General features: G+C 67.3%; 22 protein-coding genes. 11 read left to right on the top strand and 11 right to left on the bottom strand.

Annotated features, from left to right (window positions below):
• The first annotated feature begins 77 nt into the window (after positions 1-77).
• The 8 genes from FE634_RS02270 (at position 78) to FE634_RS02240 (ending at position 11,662) form a co-directional block, all read left to right on the top strand.
• Entirely contained in the window at positions 78-614 is a 537-nt protein-coding gene (locus tag FE634_RS02270) for a SigE family RNA polymerase sigma factor (RefSeq protein WP_148240309.1), read from the top strand.
• Positions 611-1,354, top strand: coding sequence for a hypothetical protein (locus FE634_RS02265; RefSeq protein WP_138874968.1), 744 nt, complete (start codon positions 611-613; stop codon positions 1,352-1,354). Before FE634_RS02270 ends, FE634_RS02265 begins: the two co-directional genes overlap by 4 nt.
• Before the next feature lie 211 nt (positions 1,355-1,565).
• Complete coding sequence (locus FE634_RS02260) at positions 1,566-4,976, top strand: lamin tail domain-containing protein (RefSeq protein WP_148240308.1); 3,411 nt, start codon at positions 1,566-1,568, stop codon at positions 4,974-4,976.
• A gap of 1,242 nt (positions 4,977-6,218) precedes the next feature.
• A complete protein-coding gene (locus FE634_RS02255; protein WP_138874964.1) occupies positions 6,219-6,974 on the top strand; it encodes a hypothetical protein in 756 nt (251 codons plus the stop codon).
• A gap of 10 nt (positions 6,975-6,984) precedes the next feature.
• Complete coding sequence (locus FE634_RS02250; RefSeq protein ID WP_138874963.1) at positions 6,985-7,605, top strand: ribonuclease D; 621 nt, start codon at positions 6,985-6,987, stop codon at positions 7,603-7,605.
• A 658-nt stretch (positions 7,606-8,263) separates the two neighbouring features.
• Positions 8,264-8,422: a hypothetical protein gene (locus FE634_RS20895; RefSeq protein ID WP_187366805.1), complete on the top strand. Its 159-nt coding sequence runs from the start codon at positions 8,264-8,266 to the stop codon at positions 8,420-8,422.
• A gap of 301 nt (positions 8,423-8,723) precedes the next feature.
• On the top strand, positions 8,724-9,965 hold the full coding sequence (locus FE634_RS02245; protein ID WP_148240307.1) for an SIR2 family protein: 1,242 nt from the start codon (positions 8,724-8,726) through the stop codon (positions 9,963-9,965).
• Entirely contained in the window at positions 9,962-11,662 is a 1,701-nt protein-coding gene (locus FE634_RS02240; RefSeq protein WP_138874961.1) for an ATP-binding protein, read from the top strand. The genes FE634_RS02245 and FE634_RS02240 overlap by 4 nt, the downstream gene beginning before the upstream one ends.
• A 910-nt stretch (positions 11,663-12,572) precedes the next feature.
• Here FE634_RS02240 and FE634_RS02235 read toward each other — a convergent pair.
• From FE634_RS02235 to FE634_RS02225, 3 genes are all read right to left on the bottom strand, one after another.
• Positions 12,573-13,079 carry a hypothetical protein gene (locus tag FE634_RS02235; protein WP_138874960.1) on the bottom strand — a complete coding sequence of 169 codons (507 nt, stop codon included), beginning with the start codon at positions 13,077-13,079 and terminating at the stop codon, positions 12,573-12,575.
• Positions 13,080-13,313: 234 nt separating this feature from the next.
• Positions 13,314-14,111: a hypothetical protein gene (locus FE634_RS02230; RefSeq protein WP_138874959.1), complete on the bottom strand. Its 798-nt coding sequence runs from the start codon at positions 14,109-14,111 to the stop codon at positions 13,314-13,316.
• Positions 14,112-14,637: 526 nt separating this feature from the next.
• Entirely contained in the window at positions 14,638-15,456 is an 819-nt protein-coding gene (locus FE634_RS02225) for a hypothetical protein (RefSeq protein ID WP_187366804.1), read from the bottom strand.
• A 147-nt stretch (positions 15,457-15,603) separates the two neighbouring features.
• Between FE634_RS02225 and FE634_RS02220 the strand changes: the two genes are divergently transcribed.
• Positions 15,604-16,341, top strand: a complete 738-nt coding sequence (locus FE634_RS02220; protein ID WP_138874958.1) for a hypothetical protein — start codon at positions 15,604-15,606, stop codon at positions 16,339-16,341.
• 281 nt (positions 16,342-16,622) lie between these two features.
• On the opposite strand, the gene FE634_RS02215 is transcribed toward FE634_RS02220, so the two are convergent.
• The 8 genes from FE634_RS02215 to FE634_RS02180 form a co-directional block, all read right to left on the bottom strand.
• Positions 16,623-17,252, bottom strand: a complete 630-nt coding sequence (locus tag FE634_RS02215) for a hypothetical protein (RefSeq protein WP_138874957.1) — start codon at positions 17,250-17,252, stop codon at positions 16,623-16,625.
• Between the two features lie 193 nt (positions 17,253-17,445).
• Entirely contained in the window at positions 17,446-17,820 is a 375-nt protein-coding gene (locus tag FE634_RS02210) for a hypothetical protein (protein WP_138874956.1), read from the bottom strand.
• A 10-nt stretch (positions 17,821-17,830) separates the two neighbouring features.
• Positions 17,831-18,616: a hypothetical protein gene (locus tag FE634_RS02205; RefSeq protein WP_148240306.1), complete on the bottom strand. Its 786-nt coding sequence runs from the start codon at positions 18,614-18,616 to the stop codon at positions 17,831-17,833.
• Positions 18,606-19,571 (bottom strand): hypothetical protein, encoded by a 966-nt coding sequence (locus tag FE634_RS02200; protein ID WP_138874954.1) that lies wholly within the window; start codon positions 19,569-19,571, stop codon positions 18,606-18,608. The genes FE634_RS02205 and FE634_RS02200 overlap by 11 nt, the downstream gene beginning before the upstream one ends.
• A gap of 817 nt (positions 19,572-20,388) precedes the next feature.
• On the bottom strand, positions 20,389-21,378 hold the full coding sequence (locus FE634_RS02195; RefSeq protein ID WP_138874953.1) for an LLM class flavin-dependent oxidoreductase: 990 nt from the start codon (positions 21,376-21,378) through the stop codon (positions 20,389-20,391).
• Between the two features lie 78 nt (positions 21,379-21,456).
• A complete protein-coding gene (locus tag FE634_RS02190) occupies positions 21,457-22,023 on the bottom strand; it encodes a hypothetical protein (RefSeq protein WP_138874952.1) in 567 nt (188 codons plus the stop codon).
• A 52-nt stretch (positions 22,024-22,075) separates the two neighbouring features.
• Complete coding sequence (locus FE634_RS02185; protein ID WP_138874951.1) at positions 22,076-23,962, bottom strand: sensor histidine kinase; 1,887 nt, start codon at positions 23,960-23,962, stop codon at positions 22,076-22,078.
• Entirely contained in the window at positions 23,955-24,638 is a 684-nt protein-coding gene (locus tag FE634_RS02180) for a response regulator transcription factor (protein ID WP_138874950.1), read from the bottom strand. Before FE634_RS02180 ends, FE634_RS02185 begins: the two co-directional genes overlap by 8 nt.
• Before the next feature lie 100 nt (positions 24,639-24,738).
• Here FE634_RS02180 and FE634_RS02175 point away from each other — a divergent pair, with 100 nt between their 5' ends.
• Positions 24,739-25,383: a hypothetical protein gene (locus tag FE634_RS02175; protein WP_138874949.1), complete on the top strand. Its 645-nt coding sequence runs from the start codon at positions 24,739-24,741 to the stop codon at positions 25,381-25,383.
• Between the two features lie 105 nt (positions 25,384-25,488).
• Positions 25,489-26,742 (top strand): alpha/beta hydrolase, encoded by a 1,254-nt coding sequence (locus tag FE634_RS02170; RefSeq protein ID WP_138874948.1) that lies wholly within the window; start codon positions 25,489-25,491, stop codon positions 26,740-26,742.
• The last annotated feature ends 34 nt before the right edge of the window (positions 26,743-26,776 follow it).

The following is a 26,776-nucleotide window of genomic DNA, read 5'->3' as shown; positions in this document are numbered from 1 at the left end:
GTCAAAGGGGGTGGGCGACAGAGCCCCGTGCAACCGAACCGGTGCCCGCACCGGTCAGGTGGGTGAGAGGAGACAACGTGAGAGACGACGACCGATCAGCCGAGTTCGTGGAGTTCACCCGTGCGCACCGACGGGACCTCATGCGGACGGCGTCGCTGCTGTGTGCCGGCGAGGAGGCCAGCGCCGAGGACCTGGTGCAGACGACGCTGACCAAGCTCTACCTGGCGTGGTCCCGGGTTCGACGCGCCGACAGCCCACTGGCCTACGCCCGGAGGACCCTGACCCACCACTTCATCGACGAGGCCAAGCGAGCGCACCGACGACGCGAGTCGACGATGGCCGAGCCCGCGGAGGCGCTGCCGAGCGACCCCGTGTCCGCCGGCACCGACCTCGAGCTGAGGGAGGTGATGCTGGCGGCGCTGTCGTCGCTCGGTCCGCGGCAGCGCGCGGTCGTGGTGCTGCGGCACTGGCTCGACCTCGACGTCGCCGAGACCGCCCGGATCCTCGGCTGCAGCGCCGGCACCGTGAAGTCGCAGAACGCCCGGGCCCTCGCTCACCTGAGGGCCCACCTCGACACCACCGACCACCACCTGATCCTGGAGGACACCCCATGACCGAGCACGACCTGAAGCGAGCCCTGAGCCTCGCCGCCGCCACCGGCGGATCCGCGCCCGACCCGGCCGACGACCTGGCCCGGGCCCGCACCGCGCGCACCGCCCGTACTCGTCAGCGGGTCCGCGTCGGGCTGTCCGGCCTGGCGGTGCTGGCCATCGTCGGGGTCGGGACGACGGTCGCCGTCACCGGGCAGGACACTCCCTCGGGGCCCTCGGCCGGCAGCAGCGACACGCCGTCGCCGGGCGCACCGGGCGCACCGGGCACGCCGAGCACGGCGGGCGGCGTCCAGCTCGTGGCCGCCGAGCTCGACGCCACCCCCTACACCTTCGACCTGACGCCGCAGGGCTGGTCGGTGCAGGGTCAGAACGCCTTCGGCGTCACGATCGCGCCGGACGACGGTTCCGTCTCCGACCACCCCGACGACTTCGAGGGCAAGCTCGTGATCATGTTCGAGGCGCGCCCGGCCGGCGGGCGACAGGTCGAGGTGGACGGGCGGACGTTCTGGATCACCGGCGACTCCGGCTACACCACGATCTCCACCCGGACGGCCGCGGGCGAGCCCGAGGGCGCCGTGCGCCTGCAGTACCCCGACGACACGGGGTGGACCGAGGACACGATGCTCGCCTTCACCGCCAGCGTGCACGTCGGCGAGGGCGCCGAGGTCCCCGGGCGCGGGGGCCCGCCGGAGCCCGGGATGCAGAGCCTGACGGACGCGAGGAACGAGCGCGGCCGGTCCTGACGACGGCCGGGTAGCGAGCCCGCGACGAGCTCGCGGTCGACCAGGACGACGACCTCCGCGGAGGCGTCCGGCAGCCGGGGCGGCACCTCTCGCCTGCCGGACGCCTCCCGGTGGAGCGCCATTCACGCTCCGTACGGCTGGCTGCTCTTGGATTCGCGGGTACGCATCGGCGCCGGGGTTCCCGAACCTGGCCAGAACCCTAGGAATCCCTGTGCTCCCTGAGCCCCGTCGTGCGCTGAGCGGCGCGCTGGCCGCCCTGTTGGTCCTCCCGCTGGGCGCGGTGCTGGCCGTCCCCGCGACCGCCTCGGCCGACGACCCCGCCGGCGCGGTCGGCAACGTCGTCATCAACGAGGTCAGCTCCAACGGCTTCGCCGGGGGTGACTTCATCGAGCTCCACAACCGGAGCAGCACGACGATCGACCTGACCGGCTACCACCTCAAGGACAACAAGCCGCTCGTCGAGGACGACGTCCCGCTCGACGGGAAGATCCCGCCCCAGGGCTACGTCGTGGTCTACACCGACTCCCCGTCCGCGGGTCCCAAGTCGTTCGGGCTGGGCGCCGCCGACGAGGCGCACCTGGTCTCGCCCGACGGGCTGACCACGATCGACTCCCACGCCTGGACGACGCACCGCACCCCCAGCTGGGGCCGTTCGCCGGACGCGACGGGTGACCTCGCGGTGACGACCGCTCCGACCCCCGGCGGCCCCAACGTGCTGGCCAGCACCGCCGAGGCCCAGGTGACCCTCAACGAGGTGTTCAGCGACGGCGCCAGCACGAGCGCCCCGGGCCTCCACGACTACGTCGAGATCCACAACGGCGGCTCCGCGCCGATCGACCTCACCGGCTGGTACGTCACCGACGGCGCCGCCGCCCCCACGCCTGCCGACCGGGTCACCCTCGGGGGCGCCACCGCCATCATCCCGGCCGCCGGCTACCTCGCCGTCGAGACCGAGCTGCACGACTCCGAGATCCCGGCCGGCTTCACCTACCTGCCGGCGAGCAACGGCACCAAGTCCGGCTTCGGGCTCAGCAAGACCGACTGGGTGTTCCTCTTCCGGCCCGACGGCACGCTGGTCGCGACGACGTTCAAGGGCCTGCTGCCCGACGAGCACGCCAACACGTGGTCGCGGGTGACCTCGGGCACCGGCCTGTGGAGGAACGGCGCCGACCAGACGCCGGGGGCGATCAACACCTTCCCCGGTGGCGGAAGCGAGGCTCCGCCCCTCGACCCGCGCTGGGACGACGTCGAGATCAACGAGATCGCCTCGCTGAACGACGACGACGCCGGCAACCCCGGGTTCGGAGACGCCGTCGAGCTCGTCAACACCGGTGCCGCCGCCGTCAGCATCGAGGGCTGGCACCAGACCGACAGCGGCGCCGCCTCCGGCGCGGAGCCGCTGCTGCTCGCCGACCTCAGGGTCTGGGACGGCGACAGCCTCGAGCCGGCCACCGACTTCGTGATCCCCGCCGGCGGCCACGTCGCGTTCTCCTCGACCAAGGGCCTCTCCGGCGAGGGTGACTCGGTCAAGGTCTACGGCCCGGGCGCCGAGCCCGCCGTGCGTCAGCTCGTCGACGAGGCGTCGTACGGCGACGGCGACGCGGGGGTCTCGGACAGCTACGAGTCCGACTCGGTCGCGTTCGCGGCCTGCCCTGAGGGCTCCGACGAGTTCTGGCGCGTCACCGTGAACAGCTTCGGCCGCGACAACACCGCATCGTGCGCGACGAAGTCGCGTCGTCTCGACTCCCCCGTCGTGCTCAACGAGGTGTCCAACACCGCCGCCAAGGCCGAGCTGCTCAACACCGGCACCGAGCCGGTCGACATCTCCGGCTGGCAGCTGCTGGACTCGACCGACACCGTCGTGCACACTGTCCCGGCCGCCACCGTGCTGGCCGCCGGCGGCTACCACCTCGCCGAGGGCGTCGTCGGCCTGGACAGCGCGGACTCGCTGACGCTCCGCGACACCGCGGGCTCGACCGCGGTCGGCCACACCTGGTTCGAGGACGGCATCGCCTCGTACAGCCGCTGCGAGCTGTTCGGCGACGTCACCTACGTCGAGACGCCCACCGCGACCTGGGGTGCCGCGAACGCCTGCCCGCAGCTGGCCACCGAGACGTGGCCGGGCGGCAGCACCGTGGCCACGGTCGACGCCGTCGACGCCTTCACCGACACCGACAACAACGACGAGGGCGACGTGTCCGGCGCCGCCTTCGACCCCGCCGACCCGTCGGTGCTGTGGCTCGCGATGAACAAGGGCCGGCTGTTCAAGATGCACCAGGTCGGCGACCTGTACGAGACGTTCCCCGAGTGGAGCGGCGGCAAGCCCCTGCGCTTCACGAACGGCGCGGGCGAGCTGGACGCCGAGGGCGTCACGGTCGGCCCCGACGGCGCGATCTACCTGACGTCCGAGCGCGACAACACCAACAGCGGCGTCTCCTACAACAAGATCGCCCGCTTCGACGTCGGCTCGGTCACCGCGGCGACCACGGAGCTGGTCGCCACGCACGAGTGGGACGTCAACGACAAGGTCGTCACCGGCACCAACCTCGGTCTCGAGGGCGTCACCTACGTGCCGGACGAGTTCCTGGTCGCTGCCGGCTGGGAGGTCGGCGGCACGGCGTACCGTGCCGCGACCCAGCCGACCCCGGGCCTGTTCGTCACCGCGGTCGAGGCCACCGGGATGCTGCACTTCTTCTCACTCCCGCTGGGCGGGAGCCCGGTCGAGGTGAAGGTGGAGTCGTCCGGCCTCCCGAACTCGATGGACGTTACCTACGACGCCGACCGGCAGGCCCTGTGGGCCCTGTGCGACGACACCTGCGCGGGCGCCTACAACCTCCTGCGCGTCGTCGACGGCGACTTCGCGGTCGAGCACTCCTACGCCCGGCCGTCCGGCATGCCCAACCTCAACAACGAGGGCATGGCGATCGCCCCGGCGTCGACCTGCACCGACGGCTTCCAGGACGTCGTGTGGACCGACGACGGCGACACCGACGGCTTCTCGCTCCGCGCCGGCACGCTGACGTGCCCGGAGCCGGCGCAGCAGCCGGTCGCACCGACCGTGACCGTGAGCAGCCCGACGGTGCAGTTCGGCAAGGCCACCACCCTCGCCGTGACCGTCGCGGCTGCGGGCGTGACCCCGACCGGCAAGGTCACCGTGACCATCGACGGCAGCGCCCTGCCCGCGGCGACGCTCGGCGCCACGGGAACCGTCAAGGTCGCGGTGCCGAAGCTGTTCCGCAAGCCGCGGGTGGCGCCGTACCCGGTCGTGGTCAGCTACGCCGGCGACGCTGCGGTCGAGCCGGGTTCGGCCACCGGCACGCTGCGCGTCGTCAAGGGCAAGGCGGCCGTCAAGGCCACCGCTCCCCGCACGGCGGTGGTGAAGAAGACCAGGGTGCGGATGGTGGTCCTCGTGACCAACCCCGCCGGCGTCACCGCCACCGGCAAGGTCCGGATCTCCGGCGGCGGGCTCGGTTCCCGCACGGTCCAGCTCGTCGACGGGCGTGCCGTCGTCAGGCTGCCGGCGTTCCAGCGGGTGGGCCGCAAGAAGCTCACCGTCGCTTACCTCGGCGACCAGAACCTGCCGCGGGCGACGACGTCGAAGGTCATTCGCGTCGTCCGCTGACCGGGCCGCGCGGCTCCCTCTCACACCCTGGGGGGAGCCGTGCGGTCACCGGGGCGGGAGGGGCTGCGCTCAGGGCCGACGGACGCCGCCTCGTTGAGGTGGACCGAGCGAGACGGCGTGCAAGAGTGCCCCTGGCCCCCAGATCACTCGGCAAACAGGCGGGCAGGCAGGCCAATGGGGGCGCCGCGCGTGATTCCGGTTGGAGCGTCTGACCCAACACTGCGACGTCCGGGTACGGCGACTCGCAGGCGTCCACCTGAACCTCTACACCGGTCCACTCGCGCCCTACGGAGTAGCCAACCAAGACGCGCCATCACGCGAGACAGGCGGGGCTTTCCGCCCACTATGACGCGTAGTCAACAGAGCGCGTGCGGCCACTCTGCCCGCGGCGCGTACAAGCCGCACCACGGGTACGCCCAACGTCGATGGCGGCCGTGCGCACCGTCATGTCCTCGTCCTAGGTTGCGTCCTCGAGTTCCTCGTCGGTTCGTTCTGGCTGCTCGATGGTGCCGGACGACTTCAGAGCGCTGGCGGGACGGAACGGTCAAGCGGCCGCTCGCGCGCCGGCCGCACCTCGTTATCGTCGGCACGGACCTTTCGGCTGAGGAGTGATCTCCTGTCGACTCCACTACCGGTCCAGCTGTCCCGGCGTCCGACACCTCAGCGGAACTCGGCCGTTCCCGGCCGCGAGCACGGCGGGGTGACCCTCCGCGGTTCGCATTGCGGGACGTCTAGACATGCCTGCGGGCCCAGCCGGTCATCGCAACACCTTGGCTAGTGCGTGTGATGGTGGCCAAATTGAGGGTCTGTCGAGGTCTGTCGTTTGCCTCGAGTGCGTTGGCGTCGAGGTTGTCTTGGGCGAGGGTTCGGAGCGCCCCGAGAGCCGATACGAGGCTTCGAGAAGACCCGGCAGGGATACCTGTTCGCCCGCCGGACGTAACTTCTTGGCTCTAGACCGGCTTCATGCCGCGTCCTCCACCTTCGTCGTGTGTCACGGACGGTAAGAGATGAGTGGCGAAGAGGTAGTGGTCCGAGGCTGGGGCGGGTCACAACGTTGGCGCGAGATGACCGGTGCGAAACGCGGATTCCTAGTAGTTTTTGCGCATGGCTATTCGTTAGGGACGAAGTGAGACTGAAGAAACTGACGGGCGCGTCCTAGTTGCTGCGCTCGGGATCATCGTGCTTGGCGCACTGGCATTGGCGTTAGGGACCTGGGGGAAGCTGCCCGGTTGGGCAGCGTCCGTGGCGACGAACCTGGGTGGTGTCCTGGTTGCCGCGGCCGTGCTGAGCGCTGCTTGGGAACTCCTCGGGCGCAGGGCATTTATGAGGGAGATGCTGGCAGCGGTGAATTTGCGTGAGGAGGTGGCCGTAAGCGGTCTGTCCAAGCTCTCCCGCGAGTATCTCAAGGATGTCGAGTGGGATCGCCTTATCCGGGGTGCAACAAAAATGGACATAGTTGTTTCGTATGCTGGCACTTGGCGGGGAACTCACTACGAAGCGCTTGAACACTTAGTCGCAAAGAAGAACAGTCAGCTGCGAGTCTTTCTCCCCGATCCGGACCATCGCCCTACCGTGGAGACAATCGCTGCGGGTTTTGGCATGACCTACGAGGGACTGCAGCCTAAGATCGCAGAAGCGGTTAAGGAGTTCTCGCAACTTGGGAATAATTCTACGGGAACGGTCGAGATTTATGTTAGAAAGAACTATTTTGTCTTCAGCTGTTACCGCCTTGATGACACGGCGATAATCGCCTTTAATTCACATCAGCAGAAACGACACAAGGTGCCGACTCTGGTTGTTGACCGCGGCGCTGTTTGGGACTTCGTTTCGGAGGAGATTGAATCCATAAAGGATCAGAGCAATTTGGTTAAGCCGTTCCAGGCGAAGCCGACCGGAGGAACTCAGCAGTCGGGACCGCTCACGTCGCCTCTGGGCACGACGAACCAGGCGGGTGCCGCTAGCTCTCCTGCGACGAAGACTGTCGGAGGGGGCAAGTAGCGTGCCCGTCATGACTAACGTACAAATTCTGCACGGCGATCTATCGCCCGACCTGTGCGACCTGGCGCGGGCTAGCGAGCTGGTCGGATGGGACATTGAGACCTCTGGCCTGGACTGGCGCAATGGACAGATCGGGACATGCCAGCTTGCGATTGGCGACAGTGTGGCTGTCGTCGTGCTGGGGGATGACGACCATCCTCAGGGACTATGTGACCTCTTGGCAGACGACGGTGTTAGGAAAATCTTTCACCACGCTCCGTTCGATATTCGCTTCATGGCGCAGCAATGGGATTGTAAGCCGCGCAATCTCGCGTGCACTAAGATTGCCTCCAAAGTCCTAAACCCCAGCGCTGAGCATGCGACGCATAGCCTGAAACCACTTCTGAAGGCCACACTTGGGGTCGACATCGACAAGGGGCAGCAACAGTCCAGTTGGACTACTGGCGTCTTGACCGCGGAGCAAATGAGTTATGCCGTGTCAGATGTGGTCTATCTATCCGAGCTGTACTCACAACTCCGAGCGCAGTGCTTGGACAAGGGCGTCTTGCAAGCGGTCGAAAATGCCTATTCGTTCCTACCTGTTTGGGTAGAGCTTCAGCGACGCGGTATCGAAGACGTCTTTGCGTACTAGGTGGGGCATGTCCCCAGAAGACTTCTACGGGGAACGCTATTGTGTAACAGCCCTGGCCCACGGGCCGGTGCGCTGTCGCGGGACCGACATGATTGACGACGCTTGGCGGTTTGGGCTTTGACCTACACAAAGTCGGAGAAACCACCCATGAGGCGGCCGAGCGGGGTTAATCCCGCCTCTGTGGCCGCGGCCAACAGCACCCGTCGCGGACTTGCAGCAACTCCCTCTCCCAGAGGGGGCGCTGGTTCGAATCCACGTCAGCCTTCGTCTGGTCTGGCCAGGTCGAGACCGCTCCGGTGTGTGCCTGGGAGCCGTCGCATGCGGCGGTGCGTGACTTTGGTAAATCGCCAGTGCATGCCCCGGCGGTCGGGAGATGCCCACCAATCCGACGGCTGAAGGTTGTCAAGTGATCGCGCGCTTGAGAAGGACGCGGAAGGTCCTACTGGTTCTGACCTTGGTGGCAGCGGTGTATGTCGGGTGGGCCCGGGTGGACCGACCGCGACCTGCTCTGGCCGACGTCTGCCGTGATTGGCGACGGCAAAGGAGTCACAGGCGCCGACCCTGACTTCCGCGACCTGGAATCGACGGCAGATCCGATTCGACGTTCCACGGATCGGTCACCGTTAAGAACCCGACCGGCGGCTACCACAAGGTCATCGTGACCGTCGATGTCTTCGACGGCGAGCAGAACGTCGGCGAACTCTGGGGAAGCGTCACTTTGAAGCCTCAGTCAGCCTCGTCGGTCGACCTCTTCTCCCTCAATCGGTACGTGCGGTGGACCGACGCCCGCGTCTACCTCACCCGGATGTCTGACTAGGACGTGGGACGTGGGTAAGTCCCGCGGGGTGGATTCAGCGCGGCCGGCGTGAGTGCGCTGTCGCGCGTGTTGATTGGCTGCCCTCGGCAGCGTCTATTCGGCGCGCTCGAGCGCACTCACATGCCGGTGTGAGGCTAGGGACCGCTGAAGATCTGGTTGTCACTCACCCATAGGTCCCGTCAGGTTGACAATTAAACCTTCAGCAGACCTAGATGCCAACGAGGAATCCGAGCGTGGCTCGTACGACAGTCCGTTCGCCGATTCTGCGGCGAGTGGGCGTCGGTCGCATTAGCCTCGCAAGATGAGTAAGATGGACGCGCTAGGAGCCGAGCCTGAGGAGCCCGCCGCAGCCAGAGAAGATCCAGCACGCTTCGCGCCCGCGTCGTTGGAGGCTCTTGCCTCGTTCACAAACCGTGAGTGGCATGCAGTCGCTGCTGGTGCCAACGCGAATGATGGCGAGCGAGCCGCGGCCGCAGTTGCCGAGGCCGGGCTGAGTGAGGAACTCGGCAACATCCTTGATGCAGAAACCCTGGTCGTGCTAGCGGGGTCGGGTACCTCGCTCGGGATACGACAGCGGGATGGCTCGAAGAGGGCCCCAAGCATGGGGGCGTTGTGGGACGACGTCTCGCAGTTGGCCGAGTTTGGGGTGGTGACCGGCCGGCTGAACGCGGAATTAGTCGCCAGCAGGAACCTGGAGCACGTGCTCTCAGACGCTCAGGCTCGGTTCGCTGTAGCTCCTGACATTGACCTCGAGGCATTCATTACCGCAGCCGAGGGCGTGGTACTGGCTCGTTGTTCCTTCGTCGAGGAAGACACTGACGTCAGCGCACACGAGATGTTTCTGCGCAAGGTCGCCCGACGTTCGGTGCGTTTGCAACGTACTCAGTTGTTCACCACTAATTACGACCTTGCCTTCGAGACCGCCGCTCGACGAGCGCGGTTCAACGTCATCGACGGATTTGGGTACGGCGGTCATGAGTTCGACGGCAGCTCGTTCGATCTTGACTACGTGCGTCGGCGCCCGCATGAGCAGCTCGCACTCGAACCGAGCGTCTTCCACCTGCTCAAGATGCACGGATCGGTCGATTGGTCTTTCACAGGCAACACCATCGGCAAGGGGGATGGGAAGCCTGTGAACCCGGTCTTGATATATCCGTCGGCGGCGAAGTACCAGCTCTCCTACCGGCAGCCTTACCTGGAGTTCATGTCGCGGTTCCAAATTTCACTGCGCCAGCCCGATGTCGGCCTCATCGTCGTTGGATTCGGCTTTAACGATGACCACCTCAACGCCCCCATCGAGGCCGCTATGCGTAGCAACATCGGGCTCCGTGCGACCATCGTTACCCCCGGGGCACGTGCCGAGGGGCGCAGCGACTCCATAGCTTGGATCGAGGACCTGATCCGGCGAGGGGACCGACGCCTGAGCATGTTCACCGGCACCTTCGACGAATTGGTTAAGTACCTACCCGAGACGCCCGCCCGAGAAGAGCGTGACGAGCACATGGAGCGCGTCTCGCGACCGCGAGGCGGCGCAGCAACGTGAAGCTCCACCCCTTCACACCAGAACGACAAATTGGGCTCGTTTATCAGGTTGAGGGCCTCTTCGCCGACGTCACCTTCAGTGCGGCCACCAAGTTGCCGCGGTCTCATTTCGGCGAACGCCTTGGCCGCGGTGAGGTCGGCGAGTTTGTGGTTGTCGACGTAGGTGGGACCGCCGCTTTCGGTCGACTGCTACGCGTCGGGGCTACCACCAGCAACATCGAGGCACTCACCGAGGGAAAACGGCGTGTTCCAGTGGAGGGCCGGATCCAACTCCTCTCCACTCTTCACCTGGACGGAACCGCGACGCGCGGCGTCCTGAAGTACCCCAAGGTCGGCGACCCCGTCTACGCCGCGAGTACCGAAGCGATTCTTGACGTACTCCAGAGTGGTGTCAGTGATCAAGCCACGTCGGTGATCCTTGGCCGGCTCTCTGTCGACGATTCGGTTGAGGTCAGTGTGCCGCTCCATCGACTCTTCGGCCGTCACCTCGCCATCGTCGGTGCAACGGGCTCCGGCAAGAGTTGGACTCTCGCTCGTCTGGCCGAGAGTGTTGACGAGCTCCGCGGCAAGATGATCGTCATCGACGCCACTGGTGAGTACCACACTCTTGATGCGCGGGCACGCCACCTCGCGTTCGGTTCGGTCGCCGACGAACCGCGGGGGACTGTGCTGGTCGGGATCCCGCATCACATGATGCGTGAGGCAGACCGCAATGCATTCTTGAGTCCCTCCAGCGGCACCCAGTTACCCAAGCTGCGCGACGCCGTCCGGTCCCTTCGGCTTGCGAACGCGATCGCCAACGACCCGAACGCGGAGCCCGCGCATACCTCGCTCCTCGATGCTGACGGAACTATCCAGAAGAAGGGGCGCGCGATCGCTCAGTATGGGCACGCTGCGCGTGCGTACACCGTAACTATGGAGGATCCACACGCGCCGTTCTCCCTGAGGGGAGTTGCGAGGCAGATCCAGTGGGAGTGCGTCTGGCCGACGTCTCGTGCCGCGACAGACTGTTATGGCGACCTTGACTATCAGCAGATCGGATACGTCAGCACGCTGGTGAGCCGCATCAACGATCTCATTCAGACCCCCGAGGTAATGGGAGTCATCGACCCTCCGTCGGGAACCACAGATGCCTTAGCTGAGATCGCGTCGTGGCTCGCTGATCCCGACGCCCATCTCTTGCGCATATCGCTGAAAAACCTGACCTTCGCCAACCACCTGCGCGAGATCGTCGTCAACATCATCGGGCAGGCATTGCTCGGGCGAGCTCGCAACGACGAGTTCCGGACCATTCCATTGGTGGTCGCGATTGATGAGGCACACCAGTTTTTCGATGTCACCGTCGGCGACGAGTTTGCTAACACTCGCCTGAACGCATTCGACGCCATCGCCAAGGAGGGGCGCAAGTATGGCCTCAGCGTGTGCGTTGCCACGCAGCGGCCCGGCGACCTACCCGTCGGAGTTCTCAGCCAAGTGGGCATGACCATCGTCCACCGCCTCGCCGATGGGCGAGACCGCCAACGCGTGGAGCAGGCGGCGGCGGAGCTGGATCACTCGGCAACCAGGCTGCTACCGGGGCTCGTCCCGGGCGAAGCGATCTTGATGGGCGTGGACTTCCCCGTACCGGTCAGCGTTCGCATGACGCCGCCAACCGCTCGACCGGCGTCTGATGGCCCATCCTACGAAAACTGGGGGTAGTTGTGTGACCGGTGCCTTCGAGCCGGAGATGCTCGTCCAAGCGCCGGCGTTGCGAATCTCCGGGGGATGTACGAGAGGCTCGACGGGGTGGCGAGAGCGCTTCCGCCGTCTTGGGGAGCCACAACCAGGCAGCGCGTCCTCGCCCGAGATCCTGGCGCACCCGCACGGACATTGGCGATCGTTGCATGACCTGGTGCGACACCCCCTGATCTCAGGGACTCAGCACCTCAAACCCGTGCGTAGGAGCGTTGAGGGCCGAACAGGTCTTTCCGATTGCTCCCCGACCGCCATACGCGGCGCGCTTCTGGGAGCGTCGCGAGGAGTTTGGCTGCTCGCTCCATCAGAGCTAACCCTAACGCGTCGGCGGGCGACTCATGTCGCAGCAGAGATGCACCTGCGACTCCGCGAGTGGATTCCAAGCCGGAGAACGAACTTGATCTAGTCACACGCGCACGCTAATGACGTGGTCTATCGTCCGATAGGAGGAGTGCTGGGATCGGAAAGAGGTCCGCGCCATCCCTGACATAGACACCGGGGTGGCCAAGGAAGCTGGTAAGACCGTGTTCAGCGATCCGCACCAGCAAGAAAGCGGTGGTGTAGCACTGTGGCGCCAATTGAGCGGGGGCGCTCACGGACTCCTCTGGACGACGATGACCCGAGCGAGCACGACGAGATCGCCTTGGGACGCGCCCCGCTGTATCCGCTGCCCATGACTCAGATGACATCCGGATGAGACGTGAGCGGACTCGTGGACGCGTTCTCAGCGGCCTATCGAATCCTGATAGTCGGATGGACTCTCTTCGATCAACGGTGCACGTCGTCAGAGGTCAAGAAGTGAGTCCTGGTACCCGCGCCGATAGACAATCGCTAGTCCACCGCGGCCAGTGCCCAACTTGTCGCGACCAGCCATCTAGGCAGACATCGGCAATGTTGCGGCTTCTATTATCGACTTTGGCGGGCTGACCCGTTCGAGAACCTCAGATGCCTTCAGGATCGGTGCAGATCTCGCATGCACTGAGATGACGTTCGTCAAGTAGTCAACCTCCGCGATGAGATCGCGCGCGAGCTGGCGCACTGCGATAGCGATCTGTCGAGTGGGTGCCTGATAAACGCTCTCGGTCGGCTGGTCGTCGGCGTCGCGCTCGACCACGGCTATTCGTACGAGGTGGCCTTCGGCACCGCCGCCTTCGGATGCTGCGACTTCGATTCCGGCGCCATCAAGCGTGAGCAACTCGCCGTTACGCCTCCTACCAGTGCGCTGAGCGTCGCCGGTGCCGCGGACGTAGTCCTCGTAGTGCTCGAAGCGGTCACGCAATGTCTTGAGCGTGGGATGCCGTTCGTTGAAGCGCAGGACAAGGTCATTGTCCCTGTCAACGGCCTGCTCTGCACCGCGGACGACGTTTCGCGCTGCGTCCACGAGGACCATTGTCAACGCGTCACGGCACCCGAGCTCGCTCGCCGGCGAATCCGGGATCGAGATTGATTCGATGAATTCGTAGGTCTGAGACGCCGCAGCCGCCCAGGCGTGCGCCCATCGCGCTAGGTGTTGCTCCGGCCGGGGCGACGTCGTAGCCACAGCCCAACCTTCGCGGTACACGCGCGCATGCTGCGCCGATTGACACCGTAAGACGGTCTTTACACCGCTACTGGACTACGTGAGCACCGTAAAGGGCACATGGCAAACGGAGATGTGGTTCGGCTCCGCCTGAGAGTCTGTGCTGCCGGGTTGTTGGCTGCTCACAACATCCGCGAGGTTGGCTGATAGATCTCCGTCCTCGGCCAGCACGTATCGATCTGGGGTCGTGGAGTTCCTATCCGGAACGTATAGGAACCGCGGTCGGTCGCGCATGGACTCGGTGAACGCACTGCGCTGTCCTTGCCGTTCTTCGTCGCGCGCCTGGCGCAGTTGCTCGAGACGCTGACGCAAGCGCGCCCGTGTGGCATCCTGCACCGGTCCGTCGAGAAGGAACACGCTCGGAAGCGTGGCCGACCCGCAGTCGCGGAACTGCTTCCAGAACGCTTGCCATCGCCAGTGGCTCGCGGGAACGGTCTTGAGAGTTGCATGCTTCTGGCCCACGGCTGGCGCGACGTGCGACAGGAGAGCGCTGGCCGTGCAGACCACAGTCCAAGCACCGAACCAACGATGAGCCGCCCGCTTGTACGCGAGATCCGCTCGGCGTTCGATGCCGAGCCAAGAAGATGACGCCAGATCGCCAGTCCAAGGCGGCACCGGGAATGTGTAGTACACCGGCGCGACGGACGAGACGTACTTGAGCAGCTGCGCAATATCGATGGTCACAACATGTGAACCGTTTGCTTGCAGTTCTGGGACCTTGGCTTCCAGGAGTAGGGCCTTCCCGGGCAGAGTGCCCAGGTCCTCAACTCGGATGTCCTCGCCCGTCGTCGGCCACCAAAGACCGCCGAGCGGGAAGCGATGCGCTACATACATGCTCGCCCAATGTTCAAATGTCTTCTCTGGTATTGACCTAACCACTTGGACTCCAATCAATGCGTATCGCCCGCAAGAGTCATCCTTGACCGACTTGGAACCCCAGCGCTCCCAATCTTCGTGAAACTGCTCTGAGATTTCCGATGATGGGACTCAGCCGCCGTCGCGTTCAGTCCGCGCCTCGAGCGAACGATAGCCACCCATTAAGGTCATTCGCTGCGTGCGCGCCCCCTCACCCTCCGTCCACGAACGGCGGTCAGGTCAGGCGGTGGCACTCGTCTTGAGCTGACGCGAAGGCCGCGACGCTTGCTTGTCCTCCACGTGCTCGATCGCTGAGAGCAGGCGCTTGACCATGCTCTCGTCTGCCTGCGATCAGTAGTCGTGTAGAGCAGACTCGCGTCGACGAACGTACGTGCTTAGAAGCCAGCCGCGCCGGGCGGACAGGCCTACCTCATACCACCGCATAGGCCGCGGCCCAAGCTCGACCGGCGTTACCCCCGTTTAAGAGACGAAGGGGAGGCAAGCGTCACGACTCTGCGGGATCCGGATCTTCGCCGCCGACCTCGAGCGCGAGATGGTGACCCGGCGCATGCGTCTCGCTCTGGGGCTCTGCGAGTTCAAGACTCGCGAGATGCTTCTCGAGCCGTCTCGCCATCGGCCGGAAAGTCGCGAGTGTCAAGCCACCCGAGGCGACTGCCCCGATAATGGGGACGAACTTAGCGACGCCGTTGGCGAAGATCTGCTTGGTCATCCGGGCACCTAGAAGACTCGCGACTTTCTTTACTATGGGATAGAGGGTCCCCTGCGTCAGCGCCTTCTGCGGGAGCTTCTTGACCACTTGGCTGGCCACCATGGTCGAGACCTTTGTGATCCCGGTCTGGGCCGACTGAACACCGAACATCACTCCGATAAAAAGCGTGAGGACTCCTGCGGTCGCCTCGTCGAGTTCCTCGTCGTCAGCGAACAGGTCGGGCCAACTGTAGATGTAGGCGAGCTTCTGAGTGATGCGAATGATGTGCCCAAAATATTGGGCAAGGTCAGCTGGCACTGTGCCCGCGATCGCGAATCCGCCAGGAATCCCCGCCGCGGTCGAAAGCCCAGTGACCTTCGCTGTCTCGAAACGAATCGAGGTCTTGGCCGCTTTTTCTAGGATGCTCTGTGGGATCCCGGCAGCGGTCGGGGTCTGAGCAATCGCTAACTGGATCTGTTCCGCAGAGCAGTAGCGCTTTAAGGCAGTTCGAAGGTAGGCAGCCCTATCGATGCGGACGCCTGGCAGGCGAGCCGACGCATCGAGCACCTGCGCGAACTTTGATCCGGGGTTCTCGATTTCCTTGCTACCTGCCATGCCGCGGATAGTAGTCGCAGGTGCTGACCGTTGTGCTCCTGCGGCCACCTCGCGGCCGACCGTCTCCGAGGAGAACTCGGCGTCATGGATGAGTGGTGGGGGGCGGCGAGCGTCCCGACCTCGCGCGCGTGTGCGATCGTCAGGGCCATGACTGGTCGCAACCTGGACGTGCGCGCCGAAACGGCGGGTGGCTTAGCGGGCCTTCTGCCCGGAGGTCCGCTGATGCAGGCGCCAGTCGGGCGCTTCGTACAGGAGGCGCTGCACGAGTGGGGCAGGCTTAAGTCGCCCGCACTTGAAGCAGCTGAACGGGCCTGTGGGAAGAGCCGCGAGGACATCGCCGAGCAGCTGGAATCGGAGCCTCACCTGATCCCCTTGGCAGCGCGCATCCTCTTCCATGCGGGAATGACTAACCAGGATGAGGTGCTCGAGGCGCTCGGAGCGATGCTTGGTGCGTTGATACTCAGCAAGGACGACACCGACGAAGTGGAACTCATAGTCATGGGCTTGGGCGACTGGCGGAGGGTGCATCTGCAGGTACTGCGTGTGATGGAGGGCCCTCCACATGCGCGGACAAGGCGGCGACAGACCCGAAGCTTGACAGACACCTTCGAAGCCGCGCTTGAAGACGAGACCCCGGATGACCTCGCCGACGACGAACTTGTGACACTCGAAGCCCAGACCTGGAATGCAGCCGCGATTGCTGAGTCCGCCGGGCTCTCAATGACCAGGACCGAGTTAGCGCTCGCTGGACTTCAAAAAAGCGGATTTCTATGGACGCCAACAGTCGTCAGCGGTCCGGGCTACCTAATTTCCGATTCCGGCAGGACCGTCATACGAGTCCTGCGTGAGTACCAAACTCAAGCGCCGCCGCAGGGGCTTGCGTAGGTAGCCGGTTGACCGTACGCACGGCAATTGGGGCGGGCGATCGAAGACTGCGACCAGTTGCTCAATCCGTCGGGCGGCACCCTCGAATCCTTCGTACCCTAAGCCACCATCCGACTCCTGTTCAGGAGTCTGTATTACGTACCGTCTTGATCTTGGGTTCTGCCGCGGGCGACGACTACCGCCGAACGCGGTTCGCCGTGATCTTGAGTTGGCGGCCGCGCCAACGGCAGGACCGCGTCATACGCCGCCCGCCGCCTGCGTCGATGGGACTAGCAAATGGGTCACCGGCGGACAGAGCGTCCACTCTCGTGGCGCCAAATTGCATGATCGAGGTCGCGTGCCTGGACGCCCAGGAGCTCCGCAGCACCGGTAACGGCCCCGTGGGCTCGCTTCGCGTCGGCGGTCTTGACTCCGATCGCCTTCGAGACGAATCGGTTGACCATCGTGTCTGCCTTCACTCCTGGGTGGCCGAGCAGCATCGTGAAGTACTCCCAGGTGACCCAGCCGAGGCCCACGGTCCCGGTCCAGGCGAGCTTGTGCGCGGGTCTGTCCGCTTCGACGTCGGAGGCGCTGACGACTCCTGCGTCCACTAGGCGCTGCGCGACGTCGAGGCAGATCTCCGACTTCAGTCGACCACCGCTTCGCTGCAAACCGAGCAGATCTCGTAGTTCCTCAGGATCTAGCCGGCTGAACTCGGTCAGGTCATCGAGCGGATTTCTCTTAGTGACGGAGCGATAACGCAACACACGGCCGAGGACACCGGAGGTCTCGGTGCCGTACCTCGCACGGATCGACATCACCGAGTCGACTAGGGCGAGTTCGATCTGTCCGGGCCAGCCGTAGTCGGTGACAACCTGGGCTTCGATGCCAGCCTCACGAACCCCACGGACTACGTCCTCTGCATCACTCACACTCAGCACCTTGTCACGGTCGGTCGCCCGCGCCGATCGGCGTAACGTCCCAGTTCGGACCTCGCCGCGTCGACGGCGAGCACGGCAGGTCACCGTCGGGATCGCCGCGGAGAACTACATGACTAGCCAAGAAGCTCCTCGTCAGCTGATGCCGTTCCAGCCAGCAACAATGACGCCCGGCCGCGCCGGAGTCCTACGGAGTTGGCCGGCTTGCGTTCACGAACGCTAGGCCCTCCTCCACCTCAGCGAAGGAGAGGCTCGGTACCGTCCATCCGTTGCTTGCGCAATGCACCAAGAACTCCTCGCCCGTGGAGATCCGGTGGGTTTCGACGTAGTACGCCACCGCCATGCTCCACACGTACTCCCCGTCGGTGTGGATAGAGATCGGGACGATAGGAGTCGATGATTCGGTGAGGACGTCGGGGACCTTCTGGGTGGTCCCCATCAACCGGACTCCCGCGCGAAGGTAGGCGCTGAGCCGGGTGCACGTCGCCGAGTCCAACCGGTCGCGAGTGGGATCGATCGCCGGGGTCGGGGAGTTCTGGTCGAAGACGCTGAGAAATCTCATCTGCACTCCTCTAGACGACCTGGGGTAAGAATGTGAGCCATTCACCCGACGGCGGTACAGCCGGCAAGAAGCAGCCTGCCACGGGATCGAAGACGCCACTCCCGATGACCGGCTCGCCCCCTTGAACCGACCAGACCTGCTCCGTGGGGGCGGTCACCTCGGTACCGAGCTCATTGGCGAGCTGCTGAGCGAACCCACCGGCCTCCTCACCGGTATTACAGGAAAACAGCCGGATCGGCTCGCCGGTCCAGTCCGTCTCGTGGGCGACGACCTCGGCGAAGTCAGGCGCTGACAGAGCGACCCCGTCGACGGCGACGAAGTCAGCCGTGCCGTGGGTGTCGAGGACGTACTCGCCTGGGAACTCCGGTACGTGCCAGGCGAAGGCCTGATCCTCGACGGGCAGGAACGAATAGCCCACGTCGGTGTCCATCCCCAGATCGGCGTAGGTGGCTTGAGCGTCGGTGTAGATCCCGTCGGTGAGGTCGGAGAACTCCATCGCAGAACCGGCATCGGCTTCAGGCACCTCCCCGAACGGATCGACAAACTCGATCTGAACGGCGTCCGGGCCGAAGCCGCCCAGGGCGTCGCTCTCGAAGCCGAGCGCGTCCTGGAGCACCGAGGTTGCTTCGGGGGAAAGGTGCACGAAGTCGCCGGGGACCTCCTGCAGCGAATCGTCAAGCACCTGGCTGATGGTGTTGGCATCATGCGCGGATACCGCGCCGTCGCCCAGGTCGAGCTCGGCCAGGGCTTCCAGCAAGTCGGTGTCGAGGGAGAGGTCGCTTAGGTCATCGAACATCGTTGAGACCTACCAGCTTGTTCTCGGCCTTCGCATACAGGGCGGAGGACTTCTGCCTTTGCTGCCCGAACGTCCCGCGCGCCACGGACTCTAATTGCGGGTCGATCCCGAAGTACCGAGCCTTATCGGCACGGCTGACCAGGTTGGCCAGCGTCAGGGCGTCTTTGTACCGCTTCTCTTTCAAGGCGACCTCGGACAGTACGGCGTTGCCGAGCGTGCACCCGGCGGCGATGGTCGCGTTGGCGGCCCGGACTGCGGCCTCGGTCCGCCCCGACACGAGGTAGGCCTGCGCCACGGTGAATAACGCCAGATCGCCAGAGTCGCGACCCGAGGCCGCCGCTGCCGCCAGGCGCAGCGCCTGCATGGGGTAGCCGCGAGCAAGGTACACGCGCGACGCGACGTGCATTGCGTCTAGATCGTCCTTGGCCACACTCAGGTTCTGCAGCGCCATCCCCCAGGCGGCGCGCTCGCAGGCTTCCACCGGGTCGGTAGCGTTGAGCTCGGCGGTCGCGCGCGCGGAGACGCCGACGATGGTCGAGATTGGCTGCAGCGGCGCGCGCAGGAGGAGGGAGGCCCGCGCCAATGACTCCCTGCGGCGCAGCGCCTCCGACAGCCACAGCAGCGGCCACGGGCTCTCTGGGTTCTGCTGGCGCAGCTCGACGAGCCCGGCCACACCCGCCATCTCAGAGGTCGCATCGCCGATCGTCGAAACGACGGGGATGGTCGAGACGACACCGCCGATCTTGCGGGTGGCCTCGCCGGCCTTCTTGCCGGCGTCAGTCTTCTCTAAGGCCTCGAGCCCCTCGGTCGAGGCCTCACGGACCCAGTTCGCCGCCATCTTCGTGGCCTCGCGCGCGTTGACGTAAGAGGCATTGCTCTTGAGGTCCTCGTCGAACTCCGCGATCGCGTCGGTCACGGCGGCCCTCGCGACGTTCATGAAGTTCTTGAGACCCATCTCGGCCACCTCTCGCAGACCGGGCGCCCTCCAGTTGAGGCGTTGATCAGCGTCGGACGCTACCCGCAAGAATCCCGCGACGGCTATGGATTGAGAAAAGCCGGCTCCGCGCCGAGATTTTGAGTGCTTGCGCCTAGGAACATGCCATCGCGAACCGGTCGCGTCGCCATCGTGATCGACTGGATCTGTAGCCGTCACGAGTGCGTCATTCCACCGCGTGTGCTCGGGGTGCGGGGCGTGGCGCGTTAACGTCGACGACGACGATGACAACGCGAGCGCCCCAGCCAGAAGTGCCTCTACCGTCAGACCATGCCATCAAGCCTGTTCTGCGTTGAGCACGCTCTGGAAGAACAACTTGTCGTCACGACGTCCATCCGCGACGGCCAGACAGTTTGCGCGCAACACATCGGGTCCACGAATCAGCAGCGGGTCCCAATCGAGTCACCAGATGCAAGCGCATCCCAATGTGAATGGTGTCGTCGGATGACACATCGGGCCTACCTCATCGTGGGCGACAGCCCGCTGTGCATCAGGCACGCCGCGGATGCGGTGTTCTCAGATGACGACATGAGAGCGCACGACATGGCGCGCGCCGCGTACCTCCATCTGAACGCTCACGGAGTGAACGACGCGTACTGACAGATCGCCCTGTTGGCCAGCCTGGTCTTGGCGCGGCCCCGGCAATGACGACGCGAAGGTGACCGGAGGTGAGCGCCGCGCTCACATCGCGCGAATCCACCGCTTGTGGGTGACGTTCCTCGCGGAATTGCGACGCGGGACGACCGCATAGCGAAGAGGCCCGCACGGAGCGGGCAGCCTAGGCGGCAACCGACTCCATGGCTTCGGCGGTGAGGGTGATCGACCTCAACCGGGCCTCGGTGCTGGGGGCCTGGTGGGCGGTGATCAGTTCGTCGGCACCGACGTGGTCGCGGAACCGCTCGAGGTAGCGCGAGACCTCGGGACCAGCACCGATCGCGGCGTAGGTGAACATCTGGTCGACGTGCTGGGCGGCACCGCGCCGCAACAGCAGGTCGGCCTCGACGTCGCTGAGGTCCTCGCCGCGACCGAAGAGGGTCACCGCGATGGTGCGGCGCGCTGCCTGCAGGTTGGCCTGCGCCTGCTCCTCGGTCTCGGCCGCGACGACGTTGACCCCGGCGATCACGTAGGGCGCCTCGAGCTGCGCTGAGGGGGTGAACTCACGCCGGTAGGCAGCCACGGCGGCCTCGAGCGCCTGCGGCGCGAAGTGGCTGGCGAAGGCGTACGGAAGACCCAGGGCCGCGGCGAGGTGCGCGCCGAACATCGACGAGCCCAGGATGTACAGCGGCACGTGCGTGCCACGGCCGGGGACGGCGGAGACACCGGGCACTAGGGACTCCTCGCCCAGGAAGGCCTGCAGCTCCTGGACGTCCTGCGGGAAGCTCTCGGAGGCGGCCGGGTCGCGGCGCATGGCGTGGGCCGTGGCCTGGTCCGAGCCCGGGGCGCGGCCCAGTCCCAGGTCGATTCGGCCGGGATACATCGCAGACAACGTGCCGAACTGCTCGGCGATCGTCAGCGGCGAGTGGTTCGGCAGCATCACCCCGCCGGCACCGAGCCGGATCGTCGAGGTGTGCGCACCGACGTGCGAGATCAGCACGCTGGTCGCCGAGGACGCGATGCTGGGCATGTTGTGGTGCTCGGCGTACCAGACCCGGCGGTAGCCGTGCTGCTCCGCACGCTGCGCGAGGGCGACGCTGGCGGCGATGCTGCTGCCGACGGACTCCCCCTTCGCGATGGGGGCGAGGTCAAGCACGGACAGGGGGATGCGCATGGGTGTGGCCTTTCGGGTCGTCTCTCTGTCACAGAACAAGGGCGCCGGCGGCGCTCTTCCCGATCACCGGCCCCAACGTCACTCGCCGGCGCTCGTCCAGGTGACGACGTCGGCGGGGTCCTCGTACTCGATGCGGTCGAGGCCGGCGGCCTCGAAGGCTTCCCGGACCCGGTCGGTGACGCAGAAGGTGAACTGGGGACGAGCACCGATCCAGAACACGTCGCTGCCGTCCCACTCGTGGGACGGATCCACTCCCCTGTCGGTCCTCCGCCGGTCGGCCTCGGCGAAGAAGTCGCCGCACGTGCCGGTCACGACCAGGACCTGGTAGCCGGGCAACTCCTCCCCGTTCCCGAAGCGAACGTGGGCGGGAACCGAGCGCCACCCCGTCGCGCCGATCGCCTCCAGCACCTGCACGGCACGGTCGGAGATCGCGGAGAACGACCCTCCCGACCACAGGAGGTCACCGCGACGCCTGCCGCGGTTCCAGACGACGAGGGAGACAGGCTGATCGGGCGCTGCCCCGTCGAGGAGCGACGACATCATCTCGTCACCCGCGGGGTCGCCCTCGGTGTCCCGGACCCGGACCCAGCAGTCGGAGCGCGCCGACGCTGCCCGCACCAGCCAGAACCGGCCACTCGTGCTCATGACCCCATCCTGCCGCGACGACCGGTCCACGGCGCGTTGCTGCGACGCTTCCTCAGGGCGCTGCGGCGGGTGATGAGCCGGGCAGGGTGACGACGAACGTCGCGCCGCCGCCGGGGGTGGCCGTGACCGCGACCGTGCCGCCGTGCGCCACGACGAGCTGGCGCACGATCGCCAGGCCCAGGCCGCTGCCGCCGCTGACCCGGGTGCGGGACGGGTCGGCCCGCCAGAACCGGTCGAAGACGTGCGGCCGGTCCGCCTCCGCGATGCCCTCACCGTGGTCGACCACCCGGATCTCGACGGTCCCGCTCGCACGCTCCGCGACCAGCTCGACGCCGCCGCCGTCGCCGTGGCGCACGGCGTTGGAGACCAGGTTGCCGACGACCTGGCGCAGCCGGAGTGCGTCGCCGTCGACGACGAGGTCGTCGTCGGCGGTCACCGTCAGGCCGTCGTGGTGGGCGGCGACGGTGTCGAGGAGGTCGCGGACCCGCACGGGCGCCCGGGCGAGGCGCAGGTCGCCGGAGTCCGCGGCGGCGAGGTCGCGCAGGTCCTCCACGACGTGCTGCAGGAGCAGGGTCTCCTCCACCAGCGACGCCACCAGCGACTGGTCGACCGGGACCAGCCCGTCCTGAGCCGCCTCGAGGGTGCCGCGCATCGTGCTGATCGGGTTGCGCAGCTCGTGGGCGACGTCCGCGACCATCGCCCTGCGCAGCTGCTCGGCCTCCTCGCGCCGCTCGGCCATGGTGTTGAACGCCGACGCCACCCGGCCGATCTCGTCGTTCGACCTCACGTCGGCGCGGGCCGACAGGTCGCCCTCGCGCGCCCGCCCCGCGGCGACGGCGAGCAGGGAGAGGGGGCGCGCCAGCTGACGTCCGGCGAGCGCGGCGAACCCCAGGCTGAGCAGCACCACCAGGCCCGCCACACCGGCGATCCGCCAGCGGTTGCCGGGTGACAGGTCGAGGAAGGTGGTCGGTTCCTGCCGCGTCGCCGAGACGTGGACCCGGGCGGCCGGGGCTGCGTACGGGCGGAGGAGCTGGCGCCGGGCGTCGGTCAGGCACGAGGACACGACCTGGTCGGAGGCGGTCGTGCGCGGCACGCCCTGGGTCCAGCCGAGGTCCGCCAGGAGCGCGACCTCGGGTCCGGCGCGGCGGGCCAGGCACGGGTCGACCAGCGCCTGGAGCCGGGCCAGCACCCGGCGCTCGGACGGGTACGGCGCCAGCACGGCCGGCAGGTCGCACCCCGTGACCAGACCGGCCGTCGGCGCACCCGTCTCGAGGGAGGCGCGACCCGACGCGGTCACGACGACGGCGACCTCGATGCCCAGGTCGTCGCGCAGGCAGCCGGCGACACGGTCGGCCAGGCCCCTCGACGACTCGCGCTCCGTGCTCGTCAACGCGAACGGCCCGACCACCCGCGGGTCGATCGGCGAGGAGCCCGGTGGCGGACCCGCGTACGCCGACTCCGTCACCGGGCAGGCCACGGTCAGGGCCGACTCCTCGGGGTCGACGGGCACGGAGGGGCACAGCTCGACGGGCGCGGCCGGGTCGGCCGCCGGCACCGCCGCCGGGGGGCCGACGTCGAGGGCGTCGATCGTCGTCGAGTCCCCGACCGGCAGCGGGGCGCCGGCCTCGGCCGAGTCGGCGAGCACCCGGCCGGCGTCGTCGGTGAGGACGACCCGGTTGCCGGCGGAGGCCGCCAGGCGCGAGACCAGCGGGCCGACCTCGGACCAGTCCTGGTGGGTGGCGGCGTAGGTCGTGAGGGCCTCCTCGATCCGCGCGCTCGCCGCGACCACCGCGCCCTGCTCCTCCCTGATCCCGACCGCGGTCGTGCGCACGGTGAGCCACGCGGTGAGCGCGACGGCGACGACGGCGACGACGGTCACGAGCGCGAAGAGCCGGAGCACGAGGCTGTGCCGCAGCCGGACGCGGCCGCGCTCAGGCACGGGGCGCGACCAGCTTGTAGCCGACGCCGTAGACGGTCAGCAGGCGCTGCGGTCGGCGGGCGTCGTCCTCGAGCTTCCTGCGCAGGTTCATCACGTGCACGTCGACCGTGCGGGTCGTGAGGTAGCCGTCGACGCCGTGGACGTGGCTGATGACCTGGTCGCGGGTGAAGACCCGGCCGGGCTCCCGGGCGAACAGCGTCAGCACGGCGAACTCGCCCGGCGTGCAGTCGACCGGCCGGCTGCCGAGGCTCACCTCGTGACGCACCGGGTCCACCTTGAGGTCGCCGACCTGCCACGCAGCGCCGGCCCCGCCCCCGCTGCGGCGCAGCAGCGTGCGCACCCGCGCGGCGAGCTCGCGCGGGCTGTAGGGCTTGGTCAGGTAGTCGTCGGCGCCGAGGTCGAGGCCGAGCAGGAGGTCGTCCTCGGAGGCACGCGCGGTGAGCATGAGGATCGCCACGTCGGACTCGGCCCGCAGCGTCCGGCAGACCTCCAACCCGTCGAGGCCGGGCATCATCACGTCGAGGATCACCAGGTCCGGCGTCGTGGCCCGGGCCGCGGCCAGCGCCGCCCCGCCGTCGTGGACCACCACGACCTCGTGCCGGTCGAGCTCGAGGTAGCGGCGCACGACGTCGGCCTGCTTGACGTCGTCCTCGGCGACGACGACCCGGGCGCCCATGCCGCGAGTCTAGGAAGTGAGGGGCCCCGCCGGTCGGGCACGACCCGAGCGAAACCGGATCCTGACAATTGCCTCACAACTGCTTCCTAGGTTCCCGGGCATGAACCGCACCAGACGCACCAGACGCACCGTCGTCCTGAGCACCCTGCTGGCCGCCCTCGCCACCGTCGCCGTGGTCGCCAGCCTCGCCCTCTCCCCCGGTGGCGGCGCGAACGCCGCCGGCCCGACCCGTCAACCGGCCGCGGCCGCCCCACCGGCCGCGGTGGTCGCCGATCCCCTCCGGCCCGCCCGGCCCGTCCGGCCCGTCCGGGCCGAGCAGGCCCTCTCGCCGCAGATGCTGCTCACCGACACCGACGAGGTGCGCACGGCCCGGATCGGGGCCTGGCAGGACTGCCTGGTCGCCCACGGGGCGACGTACGCCGCCGACCGTCCCGGTCCGGCGACCCTCGGTGTCGCGCCGCGACCCGTCGCCGACCCGGTGCCGCCCGCTGCCGAGGCCGCCTGCCGCAGCGTGGTGCCCCGGCAGCCCGTCGAGACCAACCCGCGGCTCAACCCCGACTACGTCGCCGACTCCGAGGCCAACGTCGCCTGTCTGCGCGACCACGGCATCCCGGTCCACCTCTACCAGGACACCACCGTGTGGCCCGACGGCCTCAGCTGGACCTACGACTCGTCCGACGCCCCGCTCCCCGACCACCAGACCGAGATCGAGCGAGCCTGCGAGCTCGCAGCCTTCACCGGCTGACGCGCACGTCACCGGGCCCCGGCCCGGCAGCACACGACGGCCACCGCGACAGCTCCCTGACTGCTTGCTGACAGGTCGCTGACATCCGGCGCCCAGGATGCCGTCATGACACGGATGACACGCACGAGAACGCTGATCCACCTGACCGTCGTCGTGGCCCTGGCCGTCGCCTGGCTGGCCGTGCTGCCCCGGCCGGCCGGCCACGCGAGCGTCCCCGACCCGGGCCGCCCCGCCGTCCGGGTCCTCGACTACGACCTGGGCGACCGGGCCATGACCGTCGGCGGCTTCCACGCCCTGGACCGACGGGGGATGCCGACGGAGGAGCTCGCGCCGATCGAGCTGACCGGCCGCGTCTACGCCCCGGCGGACGCCGCCGGGCGTGGACTCCCCCTCGTGGTGGTCGCGCACGGCTCGTTCTGGAGCTGCGCCGACGAGGGAGCCGGCACGGTCGAGATGGGCTGGCCGTGCCGGACACCCCTGACCGGCATCGACAGCGACCGGGGCTACGACCGCCTCGGCCGCACGCTCGCCGCGCGCGGCATGGTGGTGGTCTCGGTCGGGGCCAACGGCGTCAACGCCGGCGAGCTGGGCGACGTCGCCGACCGGGCCCGCGCCAAGGTGGTCTTCCGTCACCTCGCGATGTGGCGCGACCTGGTCGAGCTCGGCACGGGCCCGCTCGTCGGCGCGTTCCGCTCGGCCCGCACCGGCGCCGCGGTCACCCCGGACCTGGACGGCGCGGTCGACCTGCGCAACGTCGGGCTGGTCGGACACTCCCGCGGTGGTCGCGGGATGATGTGGGCCGCGGCGGAGAAGAACAGGGGCCAGGTCCCCGAGGGTGTCCGGATCCGCGCAGTGTTCGGCCTCGCGGCAGCCGGGCCGCCCTTCATGGACAAGAACGTCCGGCGCGTCCAGGTCACCGACACCCCCCTGATGACCTGGTCCGGGACCTGCGACGCCACCGGTCGCGACGAGTACAACCGGCTCGCCCGCCGCCGGGGCAACCCGGTCAACATCGGCATCACCGTGCACGGCGCCAACCACAACAACCTCAACACCCGGTGGGCCGCCGGCGGCGGTGCCGGCGGCGAGGACGACGCCTACCACCCGGCGGGTCGCCCCGGACGCTGCTCGGACGGGTTCTCCGACGAGACGTCGCGCACCCTCGGCCCACGCGCCGAGCGGACCGTGGCGACGACGTACGTGCGGGCCTTCCTGGCCCGCTACCTCCAGCACGACCGGTCCTTCGACGCGATCCTGCGGGGGCGGACCCACCCGGTTGCCGGGCTCACCCAGGTCGACGTCCGCCGCTACCGCGCCGCGGACGTCGCGACGGGGAACGACCGGACGACGCGCCCCTGACGACGCACGACCGAGGGCGGCCCGGCGCGCAGGC

Origin of the sequence: Nocardioides sp. S-1144, assembly GCF_005954645.2 — a bacterium.
In the GTDB taxonomy this organism is placed as follows: domain Bacteria; phylum Actinomycetota; class Actinomycetes; order Propionibacteriales; family Nocardioidaceae; genus Nocardioides; species Nocardioides dongxiaopingii.
The sequence above is the reverse complement of the archived record's forward strand: the minus strand, read 5'-3'. Positions and strand labels throughout refer to the sequence as shown.

What these genes read in the sequence shown, in the direction of transcription:
- FE634_RS02265 (WP_138874968.1), top strand. Translation starts at nt 611, where the DNA reads ATGACCGAGCACGACCTGAAGCGAGCCCTGAGCCTCGCCGCCGCCACC.
- FE634_RS02250 (WP_138874963.1), top strand. Translation starts at nt 6,985, where the DNA reads ATGACTAACGTACAAATTCTGCACGGCGATCTATCGCCCGACCTGTGC.
- FE634_RS02245 (WP_148240307.1), top strand. Translation starts at nt 8,724, where the DNA reads ATGAGTAAGATGGACGCGCTAGGAGCCGAGCCTGAGGAGCCCGCCGCA.
- FE634_RS02230 (WP_138874959.1), bottom strand. Translation starts at nt 14,111, where the DNA reads ATGTATGTAGCGCATCGCTTCCCGCTCGGCGGTCTTTGGTGGCCGACG.
- FE634_RS02225 (WP_187366804.1), bottom strand. Translation starts at nt 15,456, where the DNA reads ATGGCAGGTAGCAAGGAAATCGAGAACCCCGGATCAAAGTTCGCGCAG.
- FE634_RS02220 (WP_138874958.1), top strand. Translation starts at nt 15,604, where the DNA reads ATGACTGGTCGCAACCTGGACGTGCGCGCCGAAACGGCGGGTGGCTTA.
- FE634_RS02210 (WP_138874956.1), bottom strand. Translation starts at nt 17,820, where the DNA reads ATGAGATTTCTCAGCGTCTTCGACCAGAACTCCCCGACCCCGGCGATC.
- FE634_RS02205 (WP_148240306.1), bottom strand. Translation starts at nt 18,616, where the DNA reads ATGTTCGATGACCTAAGCGACCTCTCCCTCGACACCGACTTGCTGGAA.
- FE634_RS02200 (WP_138874954.1), bottom strand. Translation starts at nt 19,571, where the DNA reads ATGGGTCTCAAGAACTTCATGAACGTCGCGAGGGCCGCCGTGACCGAC.
- FE634_RS02195 (WP_138874953.1), bottom strand. Translation starts at nt 21,378, where the DNA reads ATGCGCATCCCCCTGTCCGTGCTTGACCTCGCCCCCATCGCGAAGGGG.
- FE634_RS02190 (WP_138874952.1), bottom strand. Translation starts at nt 22,023, where the DNA reads ATGAGCACGAGTGGCCGGTTCTGGCTGGTGCGGGCAGCGTCGGCGCGC.
- FE634_RS02180 (WP_138874950.1), bottom strand. Translation starts at nt 24,638, where the DNA reads ATGGGCGCCCGGGTCGTCGTCGCCGAGGACGACGTCAAGCAGGCCGAC.
- FE634_RS02175 (WP_138874949.1), top strand. Translation starts at nt 24,739, where the DNA reads ATGAACCGCACCAGACGCACCAGACGCACCGTCGTCCTGAGCACCCTG.
- FE634_RS02170 (WP_138874948.1), top strand. Translation starts at nt 25,489, where the DNA reads ATGACACGGATGACACGCACGAGAACGCTGATCCACCTGACCGTCGTC.